This window comes from Corynebacterium sp. HMSC074E01 (assembly GCF_001808885.1).
In the GTDB taxonomy this organism is placed as follows: Bacteria; Actinomycetota; Actinomycetes; order Mycobacteriales; family Mycobacteriaceae; genus Corynebacterium.
On sequence record NZ_KV794854.1, the window covers coordinates 104,665 to 123,598 of the forward strand.

The 18,934-nt window shown below is 60.1% G+C and carries 18 protein-coding genes; 2 read left to right on the forward strand and 16 right to left on the reverse strand.

The features are described 5' to 3' along the window. The first annotated feature begins 8 nt into the window (after positions 1 to 8). Positions 9 to 941: a glucose-6-phosphate dehydrogenase assembly protein OpcA gene (locus HMPREF2537_RS09915; protein ID WP_070528425.1), complete on the forward strand. Its 933-nt coding sequence runs from the start codon at positions 9 to 11 to the stop codon at positions 939 to 941. A gap of 57 nt (positions 942 to 998) precedes the next feature. Then, positions 999 to 1,760, forward strand: coding sequence for a 6-phosphogluconolactonase (gene pgl, locus HMPREF2537_RS09920; protein ID WP_070528435.1), 762 nt, complete (start codon positions 999 to 1,001; stop codon positions 1,758 to 1,760). Positions 1,761 to 1,876: 116 nt separating this feature from the next. Here the strand turns inward: pgl and secG are convergent, their stop codons facing one another. From secG to fmt, 16 genes are all read right to left on the reverse strand, one after another. Then, the gene (gene secG / locus HMPREF2537_RS09925; protein ID WP_070528438.1) at positions 1,877 to 2,113 is read right to left on the reverse strand and encodes a preprotein translocase subunit SecG; all 237 of its coding nucleotides are present in this window, start codon (positions 2,111 to 2,113) and stop codon (positions 1,877 to 1,879) included. Positions 2,114 to 2,297: 184 nt separating this feature from the next. Beyond that, positions 2,298 to 3,077: a triose-phosphate isomerase gene (tpiA, locus tag HMPREF2537_RS13040; protein ID WP_070528441.1), complete on the reverse strand. Its 780-nt coding sequence runs from the start codon at positions 3,075 to 3,077 to the stop codon at positions 2,298 to 2,300. A gap of 42 nt (positions 3,078 to 3,119) precedes the next feature. Then, positions 3,120 to 4,337, reverse strand: coding sequence for a phosphoglycerate kinase (gene pgk / locus HMPREF2537_RS13045; protein ID WP_070528442.1), 1,218 nt, complete (start codon positions 4,335 to 4,337; stop codon positions 3,120 to 3,122). Positions 4,338 to 4,580: 243 nt separating this feature from the next. Beyond that, a complete protein-coding gene (gene gap, locus HMPREF2537_RS09940) occupies positions 4,581 to 5,588 on the reverse strand; it encodes a type I glyceraldehyde-3-phosphate dehydrogenase (RefSeq protein WP_070511751.1) in 1,008 nt (335 codons plus the stop codon). Between the two features lie 491 nt (positions 5,589 to 6,079). After that, positions 6,080 to 7,069, reverse strand: coding sequence for a DNA-binding protein WhiA (whiA, locus tag HMPREF2537_RS09945; RefSeq protein WP_070528444.1), 990 nt, complete (start codon positions 7,067 to 7,069; stop codon positions 6,080 to 6,082). A 166-nt stretch (positions 7,070 to 7,235) separates the two neighbouring features. Further along, a complete protein-coding gene (gene yvcK / locus HMPREF2537_RS09950) occupies positions 7,236 to 8,234 on the reverse strand; it encodes a gluconeogenesis factor YvcK family protein (protein WP_070528447.1) in 999 nt (332 codons plus the stop codon). A 79-nt stretch (positions 8,235 to 8,313) separates the two neighbouring features. Further along, the gene (rapZ, locus tag HMPREF2537_RS09955; protein WP_070528450.1) at positions 8,314 to 9,195 is read right to left on the reverse strand and encodes an RNase adapter RapZ; all 882 of its coding nucleotides are present in this window, start codon (positions 9,193 to 9,195) and stop codon (positions 8,314 to 8,316) included. 55 nt (positions 9,196 to 9,250) lie between these two features. Next, positions 9,251 to 11,305 carry an excinuclease ABC subunit UvrC gene (gene uvrC, locus HMPREF2537_RS09960; RefSeq protein ID WP_070528452.1) on the reverse strand — a complete coding sequence of 685 codons (2,055 nt, stop codon included), beginning with the start codon at positions 11,303 to 11,305 and terminating at the stop codon, positions 9,251 to 9,253. Continuing rightward, positions 11,305 to 11,928 (reverse strand): PH domain-containing protein, encoded by a 624-nt coding sequence (locus HMPREF2537_RS09965; RefSeq protein WP_070528454.1) that lies wholly within the window; start codon positions 11,926 to 11,928, stop codon positions 11,305 to 11,307. The genes uvrC and HMPREF2537_RS09965 overlap by 1 nt, the downstream gene beginning before the upstream one ends. 85 nt (positions 11,929 to 12,013) lie before the next feature. Then, entirely contained in the window at positions 12,014 to 12,496 is a 483-nt protein-coding gene (ribH, locus tag HMPREF2537_RS09970) for a 6,7-dimethyl-8-ribityllumazine synthase (RefSeq protein ID WP_070528456.1), read from the reverse strand. Positions 12,497 to 12,545: 49 nt separating this feature from the next. Beyond that, entirely contained in the window at positions 12,546 to 13,808 is a 1,263-nt protein-coding gene (locus HMPREF2537_RS09975; RefSeq protein ID WP_070528458.1) for a bifunctional 3,4-dihydroxy-2-butanone-4-phosphate synthase/GTP cyclohydrolase II, read from the reverse strand. An 11-nt stretch (positions 13,809 to 13,819) separates the two neighbouring features. Beyond that, entirely contained in the window at positions 13,820 to 14,458 is a 639-nt protein-coding gene (locus HMPREF2537_RS09980) for a riboflavin synthase (RefSeq protein ID WP_070528459.1), read from the reverse strand. A 104-nt stretch (positions 14,459 to 14,562) separates the two neighbouring features. Beyond that, positions 14,563 to 15,591, reverse strand: a complete 1,029-nt coding sequence (ribD, locus tag HMPREF2537_RS09985; RefSeq protein WP_083299013.1) for a bifunctional diaminohydroxyphosphoribosylaminopyrimidine deaminase/5-amino-6-(5-phosphoribosylamino)uracil reductase RibD — start codon at positions 15,589 to 15,591, stop codon at positions 14,563 to 14,565. Continuing rightward, positions 15,588 to 16,265, reverse strand: coding sequence for a ribulose-phosphate 3-epimerase (gene rpe, locus HMPREF2537_RS09990; RefSeq protein ID WP_070528461.1), 678 nt, complete (start codon positions 16,263 to 16,265; stop codon positions 15,588 to 15,590). Before rpe ends, ribD begins: the two co-directional genes overlap by 4 nt. A 28-nt stretch (positions 16,266 to 16,293) precedes the next feature. Continuing rightward, positions 16,294 to 17,892, reverse strand: a complete 1,599-nt coding sequence (locus HMPREF2537_RS09995) for an RsmB/NOP family class I SAM-dependent RNA methyltransferase (RefSeq protein WP_070528464.1) — start codon at positions 17,890 to 17,892, stop codon at positions 16,294 to 16,296. Next, positions 17,889 to 18,887, reverse strand: a complete 999-nt coding sequence (gene fmt / locus HMPREF2537_RS10000; RefSeq protein ID WP_070528465.1) for a methionyl-tRNA formyltransferase — start codon at positions 18,885 to 18,887, stop codon at positions 17,889 to 17,891. Before fmt ends, HMPREF2537_RS09995 begins: the two co-directional genes overlap by 4 nt. Positions 18,888 to 18,934: the final 47 nt, after the last annotated feature.

The window sequence follows — 18,934 nt, forward strand, 5'->3', positions numbered from 1 at the left end:
ATGGCTTTATGATTATCCCCTTGCCAGATACGACCACGCGCAAAATCTCTAAGAAGCTCGTGGAGATGCAGGAGCATTACACGCTCACGACCGGACGCGTTCTTACGCTCATCGTCATGACCGAAGAAGGCGATGATCTTGACAACCTGCTCACTTCAGTACGCGATGCCTCCCACGAGCACCCCTCTCGCGTCATCGTGATCGCCTCGGGCTCCCTCGAGGAGGAAACCCGCCTCGATGCTGAGCTGCGCGTTGGTGGCGAGGCTGGTGCCTCGGAAATCGTCGTTATGCACCTGCACGGCGCCCTCGCCGACCAGGCAGAAGCAGTGGTTACTCCCCTTCTTCTTCCGGATACACCAATCGTCGCGTGGTGGCCTACTGCCTGCCCGCCTGCTCCCGCCGCAGTGCCCATCGGTGCTCTTGCTCAGCGCCGCATCACTAACGTGGCTTTCGGCAGCGGTGTTGATCAATACGACCTGCACGTGCTGTCCTCCGGCTATAAGCCGGGTGATTCCGACATGTCCTGGGGCGCCATCACCCTGTGGCGTGGCATCATCGCCTCGTCTCTTGACCGCCACCCACACGAGCCTGTCAATTCGGTGGAGATCTCCGGAGCCGAGCACCACGCCGCCGTCGACTTTGCAGCTGGCTGGCTGCTCGACGCCCTTTCCGTCCCCGTCACCCGTAAGATCTCGAAGTGCGAGGCAGGCGCCTTCCCGATTACCTCCTTAGTTTTCCGGCGCCCCACCGCGGATATCACTGTCACGGCTGTCGACGCCACAACGGTTAAGGTCAGCGTCCCCGGTTCTCCAGAATCGCTCGTGAGCCTCGCTGTGCGTTCCGAAGCGGAGGTGCTCTCGGAAGAGCTGCGCCACCTTGATTCTGATAGGACATACGCCCATGCTCTCCGCGCCTTAGCGCGCGTGCACTACAGTGTGTAGGCGTAACCTTTTCATCGTTTCCCCCAGTCTCATCATTCAGAAGGATCTTTCTGCACCATGGTCACGCTTCGCCGCGTTAGCGACATCGACGAGCTCATATCCTCCGCTGCACTCGCCTTTATTGAGACGGTTGCGGCGATTCAAGCCCCGGGCAGTGGCCTGCACAAGGACGGAGTAGCACGCGTAGTCCTCACTGGTGGCGGTGCTGGAATCGGTGTCCTGCGCGAATTGGCCCGCCTCCACGACGCTGCCCAGCAGCAAGGTAGCGACTACCCGGCATTGGCCGTGGACTGGACGCGGGTCCACGTCTTCTTCGGTGATGAGCGCAATGTTCCTGTCAGCGATCCGGATTCCAACGAAGGCCAAGCTCGTGAGGCTCTTCTCAGCAAGGTCGGTATTCCAGAACAGCACATTCATGGCTATGACTTGGGTGCGGTATCCATGGAACACGCCGCCCAAGCCTATGAGGGCGAGATCCGTGATTTTGCCCCAGAGGGCTTCGACATTCACCTCTTGGGCATGGGACATGAGGGCCACATTAACTCTCTGTTTCCGCATTCGGAGGCAGTCTATGAAGACACGGACTATGCATTTGCTGTCCACGATTCCCCTAAGCCCCCGTCAGAGCGCGTCACGCTGACCTACCCTGCTATCAATCGCTCCCAACGCATTTGGTTCCTCGTCTCCGGCGAGGAGAAGGCCGAAGCTGCGTCCCACCTCGCAGCCGGCGCCGCGGCTGAGGATTGGCCTGCCGCAGGCGCGCAGGGTACCGAAGAGACTCTGCTTTTCGTGAGTGAAGACGCCGCACAGCGGCTTTAGCGCCACGGTTCCTCCGGCCGCTTGCAGTCTAGGAAAAATAACGCCGCGTTCCCTCCTCCTTAGGAGGAAGCACGCGGCGTTAAGCGTTGTTGTGGCCGTGGACCAGCTGGCTGGCTTTAGCTGCTAAATGCCTGCAGCAGGTTCAGGGCTACGATGCAGGCGAGCCAGATGACCACCATGACCACTGTGTAACGGTCAAGGTTCTTTTCAACCACGGTGGAACCAGACAAGTTGGACTGCACACCGCCGCCGAAAAGGCTGGAAAGACCGCCGCCCTTACCTTTGTGCAGCAGCACGAAGACAGACATCAGGATTGCGGCAATCACGAGGATGATTTCCAGTGCCAAGATCATGAAATAGTTCCTTGTTTTACGCGTTCGTTCGTTTATTGTGGTGGGTGACAGCCTATGCCGCCAGCCCACGGAGAAGTGGGCGCCAAAAGCAGGCGCAATAATGCCCGATAATACACCACGTGGCGGGCCAGAAACCATTCCGACCCGCCACGGCTATTTAGCGTGATGCCAGCTGCTATGAGGGCTATGCGCCCTGGGCGGCGTTAGCCGCCAGCTTGGCAAACTCCTCGCCCTTGAGAGAAGCACCGCCGACAAGGCCACCGTCGACGTCCGGCTTGCCTACGATCTCCGCGATGGAATCCACCTTGACGGAGCCACCGTAGAGAATGCGGATGCCCTCGGCCACCTCATCGCCGCCCAGCTCACGGACGAGCTCGCGAATAGCTGCGCACACTTCCTGCGCGTCCTCAGCGGAAGCAACCTTACCGGTGCCGATTGCCCAGACCGGCTCATAAGCGATGACGGTCTTTGAGAGGTCCTCGGCAGAAAGTCCTTGCAGGGAGTTGCGGGTCTGGGTGACCACGTAATCCACGTGAGTGCCTGCCTCGCGCACGTTGAGCGGCTCGCCCACGCAGACAATCGGGCTGATGCCGTTAGCCAGGGCTGCTGCGGCCTTCTCAGCAACCAGCTGGTCGGTCTCACCGTGGTACTGACGGCGCTCGGAGTGACCAACGACTGCCCAGGAGCATCCCAGGGCGGAGAGCATCTTGCCGGAAACCTCACCGGTGTATGCACCGGACTCGTGCTTGGAGATGTCCTGTGCACCATAGGTGAACTGCAAGTCGTCACCGTCGACCAGCGTCTGCACGGTGCGAATATCGGTGAACGGGACCATGAAAGCCACGTCAACCTTCTCGTAGTATTCCTTCGGCAGAGAGAAAGCGAACTTCTGCAGGGAGCCAATAGCTTCCTTGTGGTCGAGGTTCATCTTCCAGTTACCTGCGATAAGCGGGGTACGTGCCATGATTAGCCTTTCTAAATCAGACTGAGTTGACGGTTTAAGTGCTTAGGCTTCCAGAACCTTGACGCCCGGCAGCTCCTTGCCCTCAAGGAACTCGAGGGAAGCGCCACCACCGGTAGAGATGTGAGAGAAGCCATCCTCATCGAGGCCGAGAAGGCGAACGGAAGCTGCGGAGTCACCACCGCCAACGACGGTGAAGGAGCCGTTCTTAGCGGTGGCGTCGATGATCGACTGTGCCACACCGGCGGTGCCCTTGGAGAAGGCCTCCATCTCAAAGACACCCATTGGGCCGTTCCAGAAGACGGTCTTGGAAGAAGCGATGACCTCGTCGAACTTCTTCACCGACTCCGGGCCGATGTCGAGAGATTGCCAACCCTCCGGAATGCCGTCCAGGGCGACGACCTTGTTCTCTGCCTGAGCATCGAACTCGGTTGCAGCAACGAGGTCGACCGGCAGGACAATCTTTTCACCGAAGCGCTCGAGCAGCTCCTTGCAGTTATCAATCTGGTCTTCCTGCAGCAAGGAGTTCTGGACGTTGTAGCCCTGCGCGGCCAAAAGGGTGTAGCACATGCCGCCGCCAATGATGACCTTGTCGGCCTTGCCGGCAAGGGCCTCGATCACACCGAGCTTGTCGGAGACCTTGGCGCCGCCAAGAACAACCACGTACGGATGCTCTGGCTTCTCTGCTACCGCAGCCAGGGTTTCCACTTCCTTCTGGACCAGCTTGCCGGCGTATGCAGGCAGGCGCTTGGCGACGTCGTACACAGAGGCCTGCGCGCGGTGAACGACACCGAAACCATCGGAGACGAAGGCACCGTTGTCCGCAGCCAAGGCGACGAGCTCATCGGCGAAGGCGCCGCGCTCAGCCTCATCCTTGGAGGTTTCGCGCGGATCAAAGCGAACATTCTCTAGGAGGAGAACATCGCCATCGTTGAGGCCGTTGGCACGCTCGTGAGCGTCCTCACTGCTGACATCGCCGGCCAGAGCAACGTACTGATCCAGTGCCTCGGACAGAGCCTCTGCGACTGGAGCGAGGGAGTACTTCGGGTTTACTTCGCCCTTTGGACGTCCCAAGTGTGCCGACAGGATGACCTTCGCTCCACCCTCAATGAGCGCCTTGATAGTGGGCAGCGAGGCGGTGATGCGGCCGGAGTCGGTGATGTTTCCTCCATCATCGAGCGGGACGTTGAAGTCAGAACGAACAAGGACGTGGCGGCCAGAAACGCCTTCTGCGAGCAGATCGTCCAAAGTTTTGAAAGCCATTGTGTTCTCCTTGAAGGTGGGTACTCAAGCTAAAGGTTAATGCTATTCACTTAGTAAGTGTGCCGGAACCTGATTAGCAACGTGTGTGAAAGCGCGAAATCGTTCCTTAAAGACGAATACCGGCCCAGCGCACGCCACGTATTCAGAGATAGTAGGCGCGGCGCGTGGGCCGGGTTCTAGCCTGTGGGGCTTCCACAGGCAATCACAGCTTGCTTCACTGTGCTCATTTCAAAGGGTGAAACTTTAGAGCTTGGAAGCAACCAGGGAGGTGGTGCGCACGAGCTGGCTGGTGTAGCCCCACTCGTTGTCGTACCAGCCAAGGACCTTGACGAAGTTGCCGTTGGAAACCTTGGTCATGCCAGCATCGAAGATGCAGCCGTGGGAGTCGGTGATGATATCGGTGGAGACGATCGGGTCCTCGGTGTAGCCCAGGGTCTCGCCGAACTCGCCGGTTGCGGCTTCCTTGATAGCGGCGTTGATTTCCTCAGCGGTGACGTCGCGGGATGCCTGGAAGGTCAGGTCGGTGGCGGAACCAGTGATGGTGGGAACGCGCATTGCGTAACCGTCCAGCTTGCCCTCCAGCTCCGGCAGAACCAGGGAAACAGCCTTTGCTGCACCAGTGGAGGTCGGAACCATGTTGACGGCTGCGGCGCGTGCGCGGCGCAGGTCGCGGTGCGGAGCGTCCTGGATGCGCTGGTCACCGGTGTAGGCGTGGATGGTGGTCATCAGGCCCTTCTCGATGCCGAACTTCTCGTGCAGGACCTTAGCCATCGGTGCCAAGCAGTTGGTGGTGCAGGATGCGGCGGAGATGACGTTGTGCTTCTCAGCGTCGTACTCATCGGAGTTAACGCCGTAAACGAAGGTTGCGTCAACGTTCTTGCCCGGTGCAGAGATGATGACCTTCTTGGCACCGGCCTCGATGTGAGCCTTAGCAGCCTCACCATCGGTGAAGAAGCCGGTGGACTCGATGACGATGTCGACGTTGTGCTCGCCCCAGTTCAGGTTCTTCGGATCGCGCTCTGCGGAGACTGCGATCTTGTGACCGTTGACGGTGATGGACTCGTCGTCGTGCTCGATCTCACCGTCGAAGCGGCCCAGAACCGAGTCGTACTTGAGCAGGTTGGCCAGGGTTGCGTTGTCGGTCAGGTCGTTGACTGCGACGACCTCGAGGTCATTGTTGCCCTGTGCGACTGCACGGAAGAAGTTGCGGCCGATGCGGCCAAATCCGTTGATACCTACGCGAATGGTCACTGTAATGTCTCCTCAAATAATCGAGTGAAGTTCTATTGTGGGGGCTTCCGAGACTTTGTCTTTATAGGCAGTGCGGTGGACCGCTCTTGCGGCACCGTTGCCCTGCCACTTCCGTGACGTGCTCGGTGGTTTTCCCAACACGGCCGATAGTACCCACGTATTTTGCATCCTGCAGTGTGCGTTCAGGTTCGCATCGAGGGTGCTCGCACGAAAGGGAAAAGGGGCGTACACTGGATGGGCCGCTAGCTCCTTATGGTAATTCCCCAAACCCATACACCTGCATATATGCCCGTTTATGTGGGATTGTGTTGACCCTAGAGAGGGCAAGGTGGGATATCTCACTAAAGCAAAAAAGAGCGGGTGAATCCAAAAATAAAGCAGCTATCCACGGTCATAGATTCACCTCCTATAGTCAAAAAATTGCCCCAGACGGTCGCTGCGGTGCCCGAACGGGCACAACATTCGACTGCGTCTGGGGTTAAGACGAGAGACTAAGATTCCTCGAAAAGTTCCTCTGTCACTGCCTTCGTCGTATCCGGCACACCAAGTTCCTTCGCGCGCTTATCTGCCATAGAAAGCAGGCGGCGAATGCGCCCAGCCACCGCGTCTTTGGTCATCGGGGGATCAGCCAAGCGTCCAAGCTCCTCCAAGGAAGCCTCGCGGTGCTGCACGCGTAGGCGGCCGGCGTCCGCGAGGTGTTCCGGAACGTCATCCCCCAAGATGACCATGGCGCGTTCGACGCGAGCAGCGGCTGTAACTGCCGCACGGGCAGAACGGCGCAAGTTCGCGTCATCGAAGTTGTCTAGGCGGCGGGAGGTGTCGTGGGCTTCGCGTTGGATACGCTTCTTCTCCCACGTCAGGCGAGTCTCTTGGGCACCCATCCTGGTTAGCAACGCACCAATGGCATCGCCATCACGTACCACGACGCGATCGGCCCCGCGGGTCTCCTTAGTTTTCGCCACCACACCCAAACGCCGGGCGCAGCCTACAAGTGCGAGTGCTGCCTCCTGGCAAGGACAGGTCACCTCCAGCGCTGAAGAACGGCCCGGTTCGGTTAGCGAACCTTGCGCCAGAAAGGCGCCGCGCCAAGCCGCTTCGTTATCCGCAACAGAGCCGGAGATTACTTGCGGCGGCAGCCCCACGACTGGGTGACCCGAGCGGGTCACCAACCCCAGACGCCTGGTCAACTCCTTGGCCCCGGTAGTAATGCGCAGCTGTACCCTGCTCTTTTTAGAGGATGCGGCGGGGCCTGCTACGTGGATACTGGCAGAGATCGAATATAGCTCGTCGAGTGCGGTGACCAAGCGAGTGGCTACGCTCTTCGATTCCAATTCGACCTCGTACATCACCCTATCTCCGGTGATATGGAGCTCGCCGGCGAACCTGAGGATCGCGGCAACCTCCGCCGCACGAGCGGACTGGCGCGGTACGGAGACCGCCGTAAGTTCCTCCTTGACCTGATCGGTCAATGACGCAGACACCTCGTGCCTCCCCTTTCAACTCTTGATGTAGCTCACCGCTGAAACCAGCAGTGGTGCAACTGAGCTCAAAAGGACCTTGAGCTCGCGCATACAGCACGTAGTACCGCACCTGTGAAGCGCAGTGACGTCGCAGTGAGCGATGAATGCCACTTAGTCTATCGCGCGCTCAGCTGCGGTGAGTGCCCGGGGCACCCGCCGAAGAATCCCGCTGAGCGACATAGTCGGTATAAAGCTCAGTCAGTACCTGCGCGAGCTTGTCTGGGCAATGCTTGTTGAGAGAATTTCCGTTCTCATCGGCCTGACACACATCGCGGAAAACCGCCGTAGCACCGAGCACGCTTGCCGCACGCTGCACGAAGACTCGCTCCGACTCATTCGGAAGACCAGATCCATCGACGATTACTTTGTCTACCCGCAGGTTCGGCGCATGCTGCGCTAAGACGTGCAGGTGGCGCTCAGCTGAAAAGCCCTGGGTCTCCCCTGGTTCAGCGGAAAGGTTAAGTACTACAACGCGAAGCGCATCCGAGGACGTAATTGCGTTGACAATCTCCGGCACGAGGACGTGTGGAAGCACGGAGCTAAACCACGATCCCGGCCCCAGGGTGATGAGGTCCGCATCGCGCAAGGCCGCGATGGTTTCCGGATTGGCCTGTGGCTTTTCCGGGATGATGCGCACGCGACGCACCTGCCCCACAGTGGACGCGACAGCGACTTGGCCGCGGACGGAGCGCATGATGCGGGGGTCGTCGTCAAGCCCGGCCACGTCCGCTTCGATATCGAGCGGCAGATTCACAGCCGGCAGCACGCGGCCCGCAGACTGCGTAAGCCGTCCCACCGCGTCAAGCGCCGCCTGGAAGTCCCCCAAGACCTCAGTGAGTCCGGCAATGAGAAGATTACCCACCGCGTGGCCGGCCATGGCGCCGGTGCTCTGGAAGCGGTGCTGCAGCGTAGAGGCCCACAACTGGCCTTCCTCTGAGTCGCTCGACAATGCAGCGAGCGCCATGCGCAAATCACCGGGCGGAATGATGTCCATCTCGCGGCGCAGACGCCCGGAAGAACCGCCGTCATCAGCCACGGTGACGATGGCAGAAATCGCTTCCGCGCCGGTACGGCGCGCAGCCAGAAGGGTTTGGTAGAGACCATGGCCGCCGCCCAGGCTAGCCATGTGGGTAGGGAGAGATGTCACGGAAATATTAGCTTTCGGTCATCCGAGGGGTAGGGAATGAACTTTTATCTTAACGCACCTAATCCCGGGCGATGTCACGGTGCAGTGTGCTCACATCCAAGTCCCCGCGCTCCCTGAGACGGCGAGCAATCTCCTCCGTAACCGCCACGGATCGGTGGTGTCCGCCGGTGCACCCGATGCCTATAGTGATGAAGTTCTTGCCCTCGTTCCGGTAGCCGGCAAGCATCGAATCAAACATGGTGATGAAGTGATCAATGAAGGGTTCAGCGGCGTCCTGAGAAAGGACGTAGTCTGCAACAGGTTCATCAGTCCCGCGGTAGCCCCGCAATTCAGGCACCCAATAAGGATTGGGAAGGAAGCGGACATCGACAACAAGATCTGCGTCACGCGGGGAACCATGCTTGAAGCCGAAGGACTCTAACGTGACGTGCTGCAGCTCATGGCCCATCTCGCCGAAAGAGGCCTCGATCGCGCGGCGCAGGTCATGAACGGAGAGATTGGTCGTGTCAATGATGATATCCGCGCGCTCGCGGATGGCCTGCACTGCTGCGCGCTCGCGCTGAATACCTGCCTTGAGGGTTTCCCCGTCCTGCAGGGGGTGTGTACGCCGCACTGAGTCGAACCGGCGAATCAGAACGTCATCGCGCGCATCGAGGAAGAGCAGCGTCGGCTTCATATCTAGCTGTTCTAGTTCATCAAGGGTTTCTGCCAAGGAACCCGGGAACAAGCGGGAGCGTACATCGGTCACCGCAGCAATCTTGCTTACCGGGGACTCCGGACTAGCGCACAGTTTGAGCAAGTCAACGATTGCCTTGGGTGGGATGTTATGGGCTACGTAATAGCCTTTATCCTCCAGCACTTTAGCCGCCGACGTCAGGCCTCCGCCTGACATGCCGGTGATCAAAATGGGTGGGGAATCAAACAGCGTCATGGCTTCCATTCTTACCACCTATTCAGAGTCCTCGGTGGCAAAATTTTTCAAAAGCCAAGCCTTCTTAGGAGGCGTGAAGATGATCAAAAACTGTTTGCGCTAGCTTCGGGCCGAAGCCCTTGACCTCAGCGATCTCTTCCACGCTGGCTTCTTTGAGCTTCTTCACCGAACCGAAGTGCTTGACCAGGTCAGTACGCCGTTGAGGCCCCAAGCCTGGCACAGCATCAAGAACCGATGAGCGCATCCGCTTCGAGCGCTGCTGGCGGTGATAGGAAATGGCTACACGGTGGGCTTCATCACGGAGGTGCTGAAGCAAAAAGAGGGCCTGAGAATTGCGCGGCAAAATCACCGGTTCATCATCACCAGGCACCCACACCTCTTCTAGGCGCTTAGCTAGACCGATGAGGGTAACGTCCACAATGCCAAGTTCATCGAAAACTGCCTGCGCCGCAGCCACCTGCGGTGCACCACCATCCACGATGAAGAGCTGTGGTGGGTAGGAACTGCGTTTGGTTTGGCTCGCAGCCTCTTCCCGCACCATCTCCTCGGCGAAGGTAGTGTTCTCCAGCTCCTCGTCCGGCACCGCGCGTTTGTCATCGTGGTGGTGTTTGAAGCGGCGGCGAGTCACCTCAGCGATGGAACCAACGTCGTTGGAACGTCCATCACCCGCAGCTTCCTTGATGCGGTAGCGGCGGTAATCAGCCTTACGGGGCAGGCCATCCTCGAAGACCACCAAGGATGCCACGACATCGGTACCTTGAATGTGCGAGATATCCGTACACTCAATGCGCAGCGGCGCGGAATCCATGCCCAGCGCCTCCTGCAGCTCCTGAAGTGCTGCGGACCGGGCAGTCAGATCACCCACGCGCTTGAGCTTGTGCTGTTTCAGCTGTTCCTTCGCATTCCTTTCGACGGTCTCCAGCAAGGCGCGCTTGTCGCCTCGCTGCGGTACCCGTACATCAATCTGGGCACCCCGCAGTTCCTCCAGAACAATCTTCACCTCCTCGGCTTCCTCCGGCAGTGCTTGGACCAGAATCTCGCGAGGAATGGCGTTACCCTGCCGCGTCTCGGCATGAGATTCTTGGTCCACTCCCCTGCGCTCCATTTTGGCGTCCTCGGCAGCCTCTTGGCGCTGACGCTCGACGGCATCCGAATAAAACTGGATGAGGAAGTTCTGGATCAGTGCCGGCAGACCCGGATCTGGTTGGCCCTCCTCAACCACGTGTGTCGTTGCCTGATCACCAGAGCGCTCGACCACCCAACCACGCTGACCGCGAATACGGCCTGCGCGCACATGGAAGATCTGCACGGCCGCCTCCAATTCATCCGAACTAAACGCGATGAGGTCTGCATCCGTGCCGTCGGGCAGGACGACGGCTTGCTGCTCCATAAGCTTGTCGATGGCGCCAAGGTCATCGCGCAGGCGCGCTGCCAGCTCGAACTCCAAGTTCTCTGCTGCCTCTTCCATGCGCTGGGTCACCCTCTTGCGCACGGGCGCGGTATTACCGTTCATGAAGCTGATGAGCTGGTTGACCGTCTCGCGGTGTTCCTCGGGGCTGACTCGGCCAATGCACGGTGCATCGCACTTGCCGATATAGCCCAACAAGCAAGGCCGCCCTAGCCGCTCGTGGCGATTGAAAACACCTTTGGCGCAGGTGCGCACAGGAAAGATTCGAGTGAGAAGATCAAGGGATTCACGCACCGCCCAGGCATGGGAATAGGGACCAAAATAGCGCACTCCCTTACGGCGTGGGCCCCGGTAGAAGAACGCACGCGGAATGCTCTCCCCCACAGAAACCGCGAGCATGGGGTAGGTTTTGTCGTCGCGGTACATAACGTTGAAACGTGGATCGAAGCGCTTGATCCACGTGTACTCCAGCTGCAGTGCTTCCACCTCGCTGGCCACCACGGTCCATTCGACTGAGGCCGCGGTCAGAACCATCTGGCGGGTTCGCGGGTGCAGTTGGGTGATGTCCTGGAAGTAATTGGATAGCCGCGCGCGCAGGTTCTTTGCCTTGCCCACGTAGATGACGCGGCGGTTTTCATCGCGGAACTTATAAACGCCCGGATCCGTGGGGATGCTTCCGGGCGCGGGGCGGTACTCTGAGGGATCAGCCACTAGTCATCCTGCGGCATGTAGCGGGCTTCCAGGTCGCGGAAGGAGCGGACCTTGGTGATAACGTCCTGCTTATCACCTGATTGCAGGGCCCAAACCGGCACGTATTCGAAGTCAGGCAGCTCGATGCGCGCCATGCGGGATCCTTCGGGGAAGGACAGGCCGTAGATGACCTGCCACGGGTAGAAGCGGGTACCCAGGATGTTGCGGATCTCTACTCCATCGGAGTTTGCACGCAGTCGCGGTCGAGTCAATGCCAACCACGATAGGATTGAAATCACCACGCCCACACCGGGGAAAGCGAACTTATCAATCGTCGTCACCGTCGCACCGGTAAAGGACAAGCCCACCGTGAAGCCCATAAACAAGTGCGCTGCCATGACGAGGATGATCCAGACGATCGCCACCTTGCGCAGATAAGGCGAAGTAGCTTCATATTCCCAAGGCTTGGATGAGGTCAGGGCAAAAGGATCAGCGCTGGTGTAGGCCAATAACTGCTCCTCGCTCATGCGCTGTGCGCCCTCCGCAGAGCTCGATGCGGCCGGCCGCAAAGATTGCGAGGACTTATTTGCGTGAGCTGACTGTTCCCGCTCTTCATGGCCCAAGGGCACCTGTGGGTCCGTCATCGAGTTCTCCATCTCCTCATCACTCCGCTGAGGCAGGCCACGGCCTTGTCCTGATATGCAGGGCACAGTGGTTGCGCATGGCAGCCTACTTTAGGTTTGACTCGTCCAGTGTACGCAAGGTGTGCACGGTTTCTAAAGCTGCCTGCATGGCCTCCGCACCTTTATCTTCCGCGGAATCAGCAAAGCCGGCGCGATCAACTGCTTGTTCATAGTCGTTGACAGTGAGCACACCATTAGCCACCGGAGTGGATTCGTCGAGCGCGATGCGGGTCAGGCCCTGGGTGACGGAATCACACACATAATCAAAGTGCGGAGTACCACCACGGACAACACAGCCCAGTGCCACCACGGCATCGTGCGTGCGCGCCGCGGCCTGCACCACCACGGGGAGCTCAAGAGCGCCCACAACGCGCAGCGGGGTGACAGTGGCACCGGCTGCTTCAGCGGTCTCTAGTGCGCGGCGATGCAGCTGGTCACATATCTCGGCGTTCCACGTGGCGGTGACAACGGCAACGCGGAGTCCTTCACCCGAGACATTCTTCGGGGTTGGCAAGCCTTCCTTGCTCATTGTGTGCTCCTTTGTTTTAGTCTTTTACTCGATCTTCCGGCTTAATGCCTTACGAGTGCTTCTGGTCCCACTCAGCGACCTGGGGCAGATCATGCCCCATGCGGTCGCGCTTCGTGCGCAGGTAGCTGATGTTCTCCGCCGTTGCGGGGGTCGCCAGCGCGGTGCGTGCGGTGGCGTCGATGCCGAAGCCCTGCAGACCCTCGCCTTTGTGGGGGTTATTGGTCAAGAGGTTCACGGATTTCACGCCCACGTCCCGCAGGATTTGGCCGGCCACGGAATACTCGCGGGCATCTTCCGGTAGGCCCTGCTCCACGTTGGCATCAACGGTGTCCATTCCCTTGTCCTGCAGGCGATAGGCCTTGAGCTTGTTCACTAAACCAATGCCGCGGCCCTCTTGCCCACGCAGGTAGATGACGATGCCTCGTCCTGCTTCTTGCACCGCACGAAGGGATTCCTGCAGCTGCGGGCCGCAGTCGCAGCGCTGAGAGGCAAAGACGTCACCTGTAAGACACTCGGAGTGCACACGAACGGGCACGTCCTCCGCACCGCTATAGCTCTCCACGTCACCGACGAAGAGGGCGATGTGCTCGCGCTTGTCGACGTCACTCGAATAACCCACCGCGCGGAACTCGCCGTACTCGGTGGGCAGGCGGGTTTCTACCTCGCGACGAATCTGCTGTTCGTTGTGGCGACGCCACTCGATGAGCTGCTCGATGGAGATCATCGTCAGCCCGTGGGCGTCCGCAAAGCGGCGCAGCTCCGGCGAGCGGGCCATGTCCGTGGGGTCCTCTTCGGAAACGATTTCACACAGCACGCCGGCTGGGCGCAGACCAGCCAGCCGGGCCAAGTCGATGGCGGCTTCGGTATGTCCATCGCGCTCGAGGACACCATTCGGGCGGGCTGCGAGCGGAACAACGTGGCCAGGGCGTGTGAACTCCGCTGGCTCAGAGGAAGGATCAGCCAACCTGCGGATAGTTTCGCAGCGCGAAGTGGCGGAGATGCCTGTGGAGCCATTGGCCAAGTCCACCGTCACGGTGTAAGCGGTCTGGCGCACGTCCTGGTTAACCGCCAGCATTGGGGGTAGGTTCAACCGCTCACAGTCTTCCGGGAGCAGCGGCGCGCAAATGTAGCCGGAGCTATAGCGCACCATAAAGGCCACGAGCTCCGGAGTGGCGAGCTCAGCGGCGAAGATGAGGTCGCCTTCATTCTCGCGGTCCTCATTGTCCACGACGACGACTGCCTTGCCGGCCGCGATATCGGCGATGGCCTGGTCGACGCTATCTAAACTAAAAGCTGAATCTGCAGCGCTCATAAGGACTAACTCTATCCCTCTGTTCCCACGCCGTGGGCGTTAGGGTGAACCATTTTCTCCACATACTTTGCAACCACGTCTACCTCGAGGTTTACCCGGGCGCCTGGCTCCATGGAACCAAAGACGGTATCCCGCAGTGTGGTGGGAATGAGTGAGACTTCAAAATAGCTCTCTGTATCGGACTCTCCTTGCCCATCTGACAAGGCCGATACCGTCAGGGAGGTTCCCTGCACCGCGATGGAACCCTTTTCCACCACGTAGCGTGCCAACTCAGCCGGCAGGCTAAAACGCAATACCTCCCAGTGCTCTGAAGGCGTGCGGGACAACAAGGTCCCGGTGCCATCGACATGTCCCTGCACAATGTGGCCGCCCAAACGGGTCGTCGGGAGCACCGCGCGCTCAAGGTTAACCGGCGAGCCCTCCGCGAGTTCGCCGAGGGAGCTACGGTTCAAAGATTCTTTCATGACATCAGCGATGAAGGTTCCTTCTCCTAGCTCAGCCACGGTCAGGCATACGCCATTGACCGCTATGGAATCCCCCAGTTGCGCGTCACTCAATACGGTGGACGCGGCAATACCCAACCGCACGGCATCACCCTGCGGTTCGACGCTATCGACGCGACCAATCTCTTCAACGAGTCCGGTAAACATAGACCGCACTCCCCTTCCCTTTTAACTCTCTAAATCTCTAAATCTTCTAGCCCGTGAAACTACTAGCCTTTGAAAGCTTTCCAGTTTTCAATGCTTGTCAGCTTTCAAAGCTCTTCATCCTTGCGATATTCCACAAGTAGGTCCTCGCCGAGCTCGGTAACCGCGCAACGCCGCCATCTCTGGGCGCGGGCCAAGTTCGACGACACAGCACTGGTGAGAACGCCTCTGCCTTCGCCGAGGATGACATTTCCTATATAAGCCTGGATCCGGTCGACGAAACCTAGCTCCATGAAGCTGGTTGCGAGCCCCGCGCCACCTTCGACGAGAAGGTCCCGGGCGCCCGTGGCATAAAGCTCAGCTAGGGCCTCCTGTGGGGAGGCATAGTGCTCAAAACCTAGTCTCTCGAGGTTGGTTCTTCCACCTTGAGACACATCCCGGGATCCGATGACCACACGCCTCGGTTGCTGAGGGCGCAAGGAACCATCCGGAAAGCGCGCCGTCAAGGATGGGTTATCCGCTAACGCTGTGCCCGTTCCGATAAGGATGGCATCGCGCTGGGCCCGGTCACGATGCACATGCTCGCGGGCCTGCTCCCCTGTGATCCACTGGCTGCTGCCATCCACCGCGGCGGTGAAACCATCCAGGCTCTGTGCGAACTTCAGCGTGACGTGCGGGCGACCGAGTGCGACGGCACCTAACCACGGCTCCAGTGCATCTGCTCTCTCTGCCGGTGCCGAGAGCTGTCCCACGGTGATGCCGGCGCGGCGCAGAGTGGTCGATCCTCCCCCGGCTTGCGGGGTGGGATCCGGGTGGAGGTAGTACACGGCGGCCACGGAGGCATCGATAAGCGCCTGCGCGCAGGGCCCAGTACGGCCAGTATGGTTGCAGGGCTCCAAGGTGACCACCGCGGTTCCACCGCGCGCCTTGTCCCCCGCATCGCGCAGCGCCATGACTTCAGCATGCGGTCCGCCCGGGGGCTGGGTTGCACCGACGCCGACGATCTGCCCGGAGGCATCAAGAATCACCGCACCGACTGGCGGATTCGGGCTCGTCGTACCGCGCACCTGCTGGCCGGCCTCCATGGCTAAGCGCAACGCTTGCGATAGGGCAGCAGAATCGAGGCGTGGGTTCACAGCGTGGCCAGTCGGCGCAGCTCCTCGACGGCCGCTGCCTTATCTGCTTGTTTATAAATGGCCGAACCCGCTACGAAAGCATCGCAGCCCGCCTCAGCGGCGGAGCGGATCGTCTCGGCAGAAATGCCACCATCGATTTCGATGAGGACATCGAGGCCGCGCTCATCAATAGCTGCGCGCAAGGTGCGGACCTTGTCGAGCTGATCCGGCATGAAGCTCTGACCGCCGAAGCCTGGTTCGACTGACATGACGAGAACCTCGTCGAAGTGCTCCAGGGCATCCAACCAGGGCTCAATCGGGGTGCCCGGCTTGATGGAGAAGCCCGCGCGCACCCCTAGGTCACGGATCTTGCGGGCCAAAGTGATGGCCGCATTCTTGTCGGCCACGGCCTCGACGTGGAAGATGATGCAATCAGCTCCGACCTTGGCGTAGGTTTCCACCCACTTCTCCGGCTCCTCGATCATGAGGTGAACGTCGAGGGTCTGCGAAGTAATCCCATCCACCGTCGCGGTAATATCTGGGCCGAAGGACAGGTTGGGCACGAAGTGACCATCCATGATGTCAACGTGGATCCAATCCGCGTTGGCCACGGCCTGAACCTCCTCACCCAAACGGGTGAAATCAGCGGCCAGAATGGATGGGGAAATGATGGGACCAGACGAGTGTGCAGACATGACACTCAGCCTAGTCCCTCACGCGGCGCTAGTCCGCCACTCGGCGAAGGACGGCGAAAAACATTGCATCTGTGCCATGGCGGTGCGGCCACATTTGGGCAGAAAGCTCGCTGCCGAGGTCTCCCATGTCAGGCAGCACATCGCGCGCATCCAGCTCCTCGATACGCACCTCCGCCCCGGCTCCATGGCGCTCCAAGGCCGCATCCACGATGCCCCGGGTCTCACGCAGATCGGGCGAACAGGTGGAGTACACCACAACACCACCGGGGCGCACGAGCTCCAACGCGGATTCAAGGAGCTCGGTCTGGAGTTTGTTGAGCTCCGCAATATCGGACTCGGCTTTGCGCCAACGGGCTTCGGGGCGGCGGCGCAGTGCACCGAGGCCGGAACAGGGGGCGTCGACAAGCACGCGGTCGAAGCCTGCGCCGAGACTCGGCGCACGGCCATCCGCACGATGCACATGGACGGGTAGATCACCCACCGTCTTTTCCACCAAGGTGGCCCGATGCGGAGAGACTTCTACGGCATCGACCTCTGCCCCCTCTATGCGGGCGATGGCACCCATCAGCGCAGCCTTACCACCGGGGCCCGCGCACAGGTCCAACCAGCGTCCGGTGTCTTCGCCGATGAGTTGAGCTTCCGTCACTGCGCGTGCGATGAGCTGCGATCCTTCGTCCTGGACCGCTGCCAACCTTTGGCGGACAGGCTCTAACGAGCCCGGGTCACCCTGCTCAAGATACACCGCATACGGCGAATAACGCCCTTCCTCACAACCGGTAATGAGAGCAAGCTCTTCGGCAGAGATTTCGCCGGGCCGTGCTACCAGATGCACCAGGGGCCGCTCAGAATCCGCTTCGAGTGCACGCTCCAGTTCCGATGTCTGCTCGGCGTTGAGCTTGCTCTTACCAGCGGTGTCCAGCAGGCCCAAGGCGCGTCCGAAGGAGCGGGCAATCCACTCCGGGTGAGCGTGACGGAAGGCCACGGCCGCGATCTCTTCCTTCGGAGAAAGCTTGTCTAGCCACTCGTGCGCAGGCGTGCGGGTGATGGTGCGCATAATGCCGTTGGCAAAGCCCTTGGCCTTTTCGTGGCCAGCTGCCTCCACGAGGCGGACGGTGGTATCGACCGCCGCATGCGCTTCAACGCGGGTGTACAGCACTTGGTAGGTGCCCATTCGCAAGGCGGTGAGAACGTCAGGTGCAATGGCCTCTAAGCCGCGCGAAGCGCACTCGGCGATAACGGCATCAAGCACACCTTCGCTGCGCAGCGTGCCGTAGGTGAGTTCCGTAGAGAAGGCTGCATCACGGCCGCTCAGGTTGTTCGCACTCACTGCCTTTGGCAGCGTGAGGTTGGCAAAAGCATCATCGGCCTCCACGCGCTGCAGCACTTCGAAAGCTACCGCGCGTGGGACATCGACTCCGCAGTGCCGCGCTGCGGACATGAAGGACGCCGACTGTCCGTCCCGTCGGTTGTTATGGCGCTGCCCGCCTCGATGCTCTCGCTTTCCTTTAGCCTGGCGGTTCGTACCGCCACGTGCGGTTCTGCGTCCACCGCCGCGCTGCTGTTCGGCGCGCTCGGAGCGAGCTGCCGGATCACCGGACTTACTGCGGGATCGGAAACCTCTACTCATGAGAACTTCACCTCATTCTGGCCGCCCTCTGCTGCCTGGGCAGCCTGGCTGGAAAGCCCTCGGCCCCAGTCGGCGGCATTCATCATCTTCTTACCTGGTGGTTGGATCTGGCCTAGGCGTACCGGGGTGCTCCCAGTACCGACCATAACCTCCTTCTTCGCCACGTGTACTTCGCCCGGTTGCAGCGACGTCAACGCGATAGCGTCTGGCAGCTCCTCTAATTCCGCTGGCTCCACGACGCTGACCGGACCCACCTTTAAGCGCGACTCCCCTAGCAGAGTCCACGCGCCCGGCCCTGGAGTATGCGCGCGGACGTGGCGATCGACAATGTCGGCCTGCGCGGTCCAATCTATCCGGGCGTCTTCCGTGGAAATCTTGTGCGCGTAGGTGGCCTCACCCTCCTGCGGCTGCGGGGTGATGCTGCCATCTTCCAAACCATTCATCGTCTCGACGAGAAGATCACCGCCGGCATACGCCAACCGCGTCAGCAAGTCATCCGCGGTATCGGTGGGTTGGATTGTCTCTTCCATGGTGGCCAAGATGTCGCCGGTGTCCAGACCTTGATCAATGCGGAAGGTAGTAGCACCTGTTCGCTTATCTCCCGCAGCAATGGCGGCCTGCACTGGGGCGGCACCGCGCCACGCTGGAAGAAGGGAAAAGTGGAGGTTGACCCAGCCGTGCCGGGGAAGGCTCAACAGGTCCTCGGTGATCAGATTTCCGTAGGCGACTACCGGAATCGCCTCGGGGGCGATCTCTGTAAGCCGTGCACGCAACGCATCGCCGTCCTCGGTGCCCTGCTTGAGGGTGGTTGGCGTGAGCACCTCGATGCCGTGTTCCTCAGCTAGGGCTTTCACGGGGCTCGGGTGCAAGCTGCGTCCGCGACCACGGCGGGCGTCGGGCCGAGTGATGACTGCAGCTACTTCATGATGGGACTCGATGAGCTTCTGCAAAGCCACAACAGCGGGCTCGGGGGTTCCGGCAAAAATAATGCGCACTGTGAGAGCAGGCCTTTCTTAGTTCACGTTGTTTGGGTTCTAGTTTT

Bases quoted from the DNA above. Each gene is read 5' to 3' on its own strand.
- rpe (WP_070528461.1), bottom strand. From the start codon at position 16,265: ATGTCTGCACACTCGTCTGGTCCCATCATTTCCCCATCCATTCTGGCC.
- pgl (WP_070528435.1), top strand. From the start codon at position 999: ATGGTCACGCTTCGCCGCGTTAGCGACATCGACGAGCTCATATCCTCC.
- HMPREF2537_RS09980 (WP_070528459.1), bottom strand. From the start codon at position 14,458: ATGTTTACCGGACTCGTTGAAGAGATTGGTCGCGTCGATAGCGTCGAA.
- secG (WP_070528438.1), bottom strand. From the start codon at position 2,113: ATGATCTTGGCACTGGAAATCATCCTCGTGATTGCCGCAATCCTGATG.
- HMPREF2537_RS09975 (WP_070528458.1), bottom strand. From the start codon at position 13,808: ATGAGCGCTGCAGATTCAGCTTTTAGTTTAGATAGCGTCGACCAGGCC.
- pgk (WP_070528442.1), bottom strand. From the start codon at position 4,337: ATGGCTTTCAAAACTTTGGACGATCTGCTCGCAGAAGGCGTTTCTGGC.
- HMPREF2537_RS09995 (WP_070528464.1), bottom strand. From the start codon at position 17,892: ATGAGTAGAGGTTTCCGATCCCGCAGTAAGTCCGGTGATCCGGCAGCT.
- ribH (WP_070528456.1), bottom strand. From the start codon at position 12,496: ATGAGCAAGGAAGGCTTGCCAACCCCGAAGAATGTCTCGGGTGAAGGA.
- tpiA (WP_070528441.1), bottom strand. From the start codon at position 3,077: ATGGCACGTACCCCGCTTATCGCAGGTAACTGGAAGATGAACCTCGAC.
- HMPREF2537_RS09965 (WP_070528454.1), bottom strand. From the start codon at position 11,928: ATGACGGACCCACAGGTGCCCTTGGGCCATGAAGAGCGGGAACAGTCA.
- rapZ (WP_070528450.1), bottom strand. From the start codon at position 9,195: ATGGAAGCCATGACGCTGTTTGATTCCCCACCCATTTTGATCACCGGC.
- HMPREF2537_RS09915 (WP_070528425.1), top strand. From the start codon at position 9: ATGATTATCCCCTTGCCAGATACGACCACGCGCAAAATCTCTAAGAAG.
- yvcK (WP_070528447.1), bottom strand. From the start codon at position 8,234: ATGGCTAGCCTGGGCGGCGGCCATGGTCTCTACCAAACCCTTCTGGCT.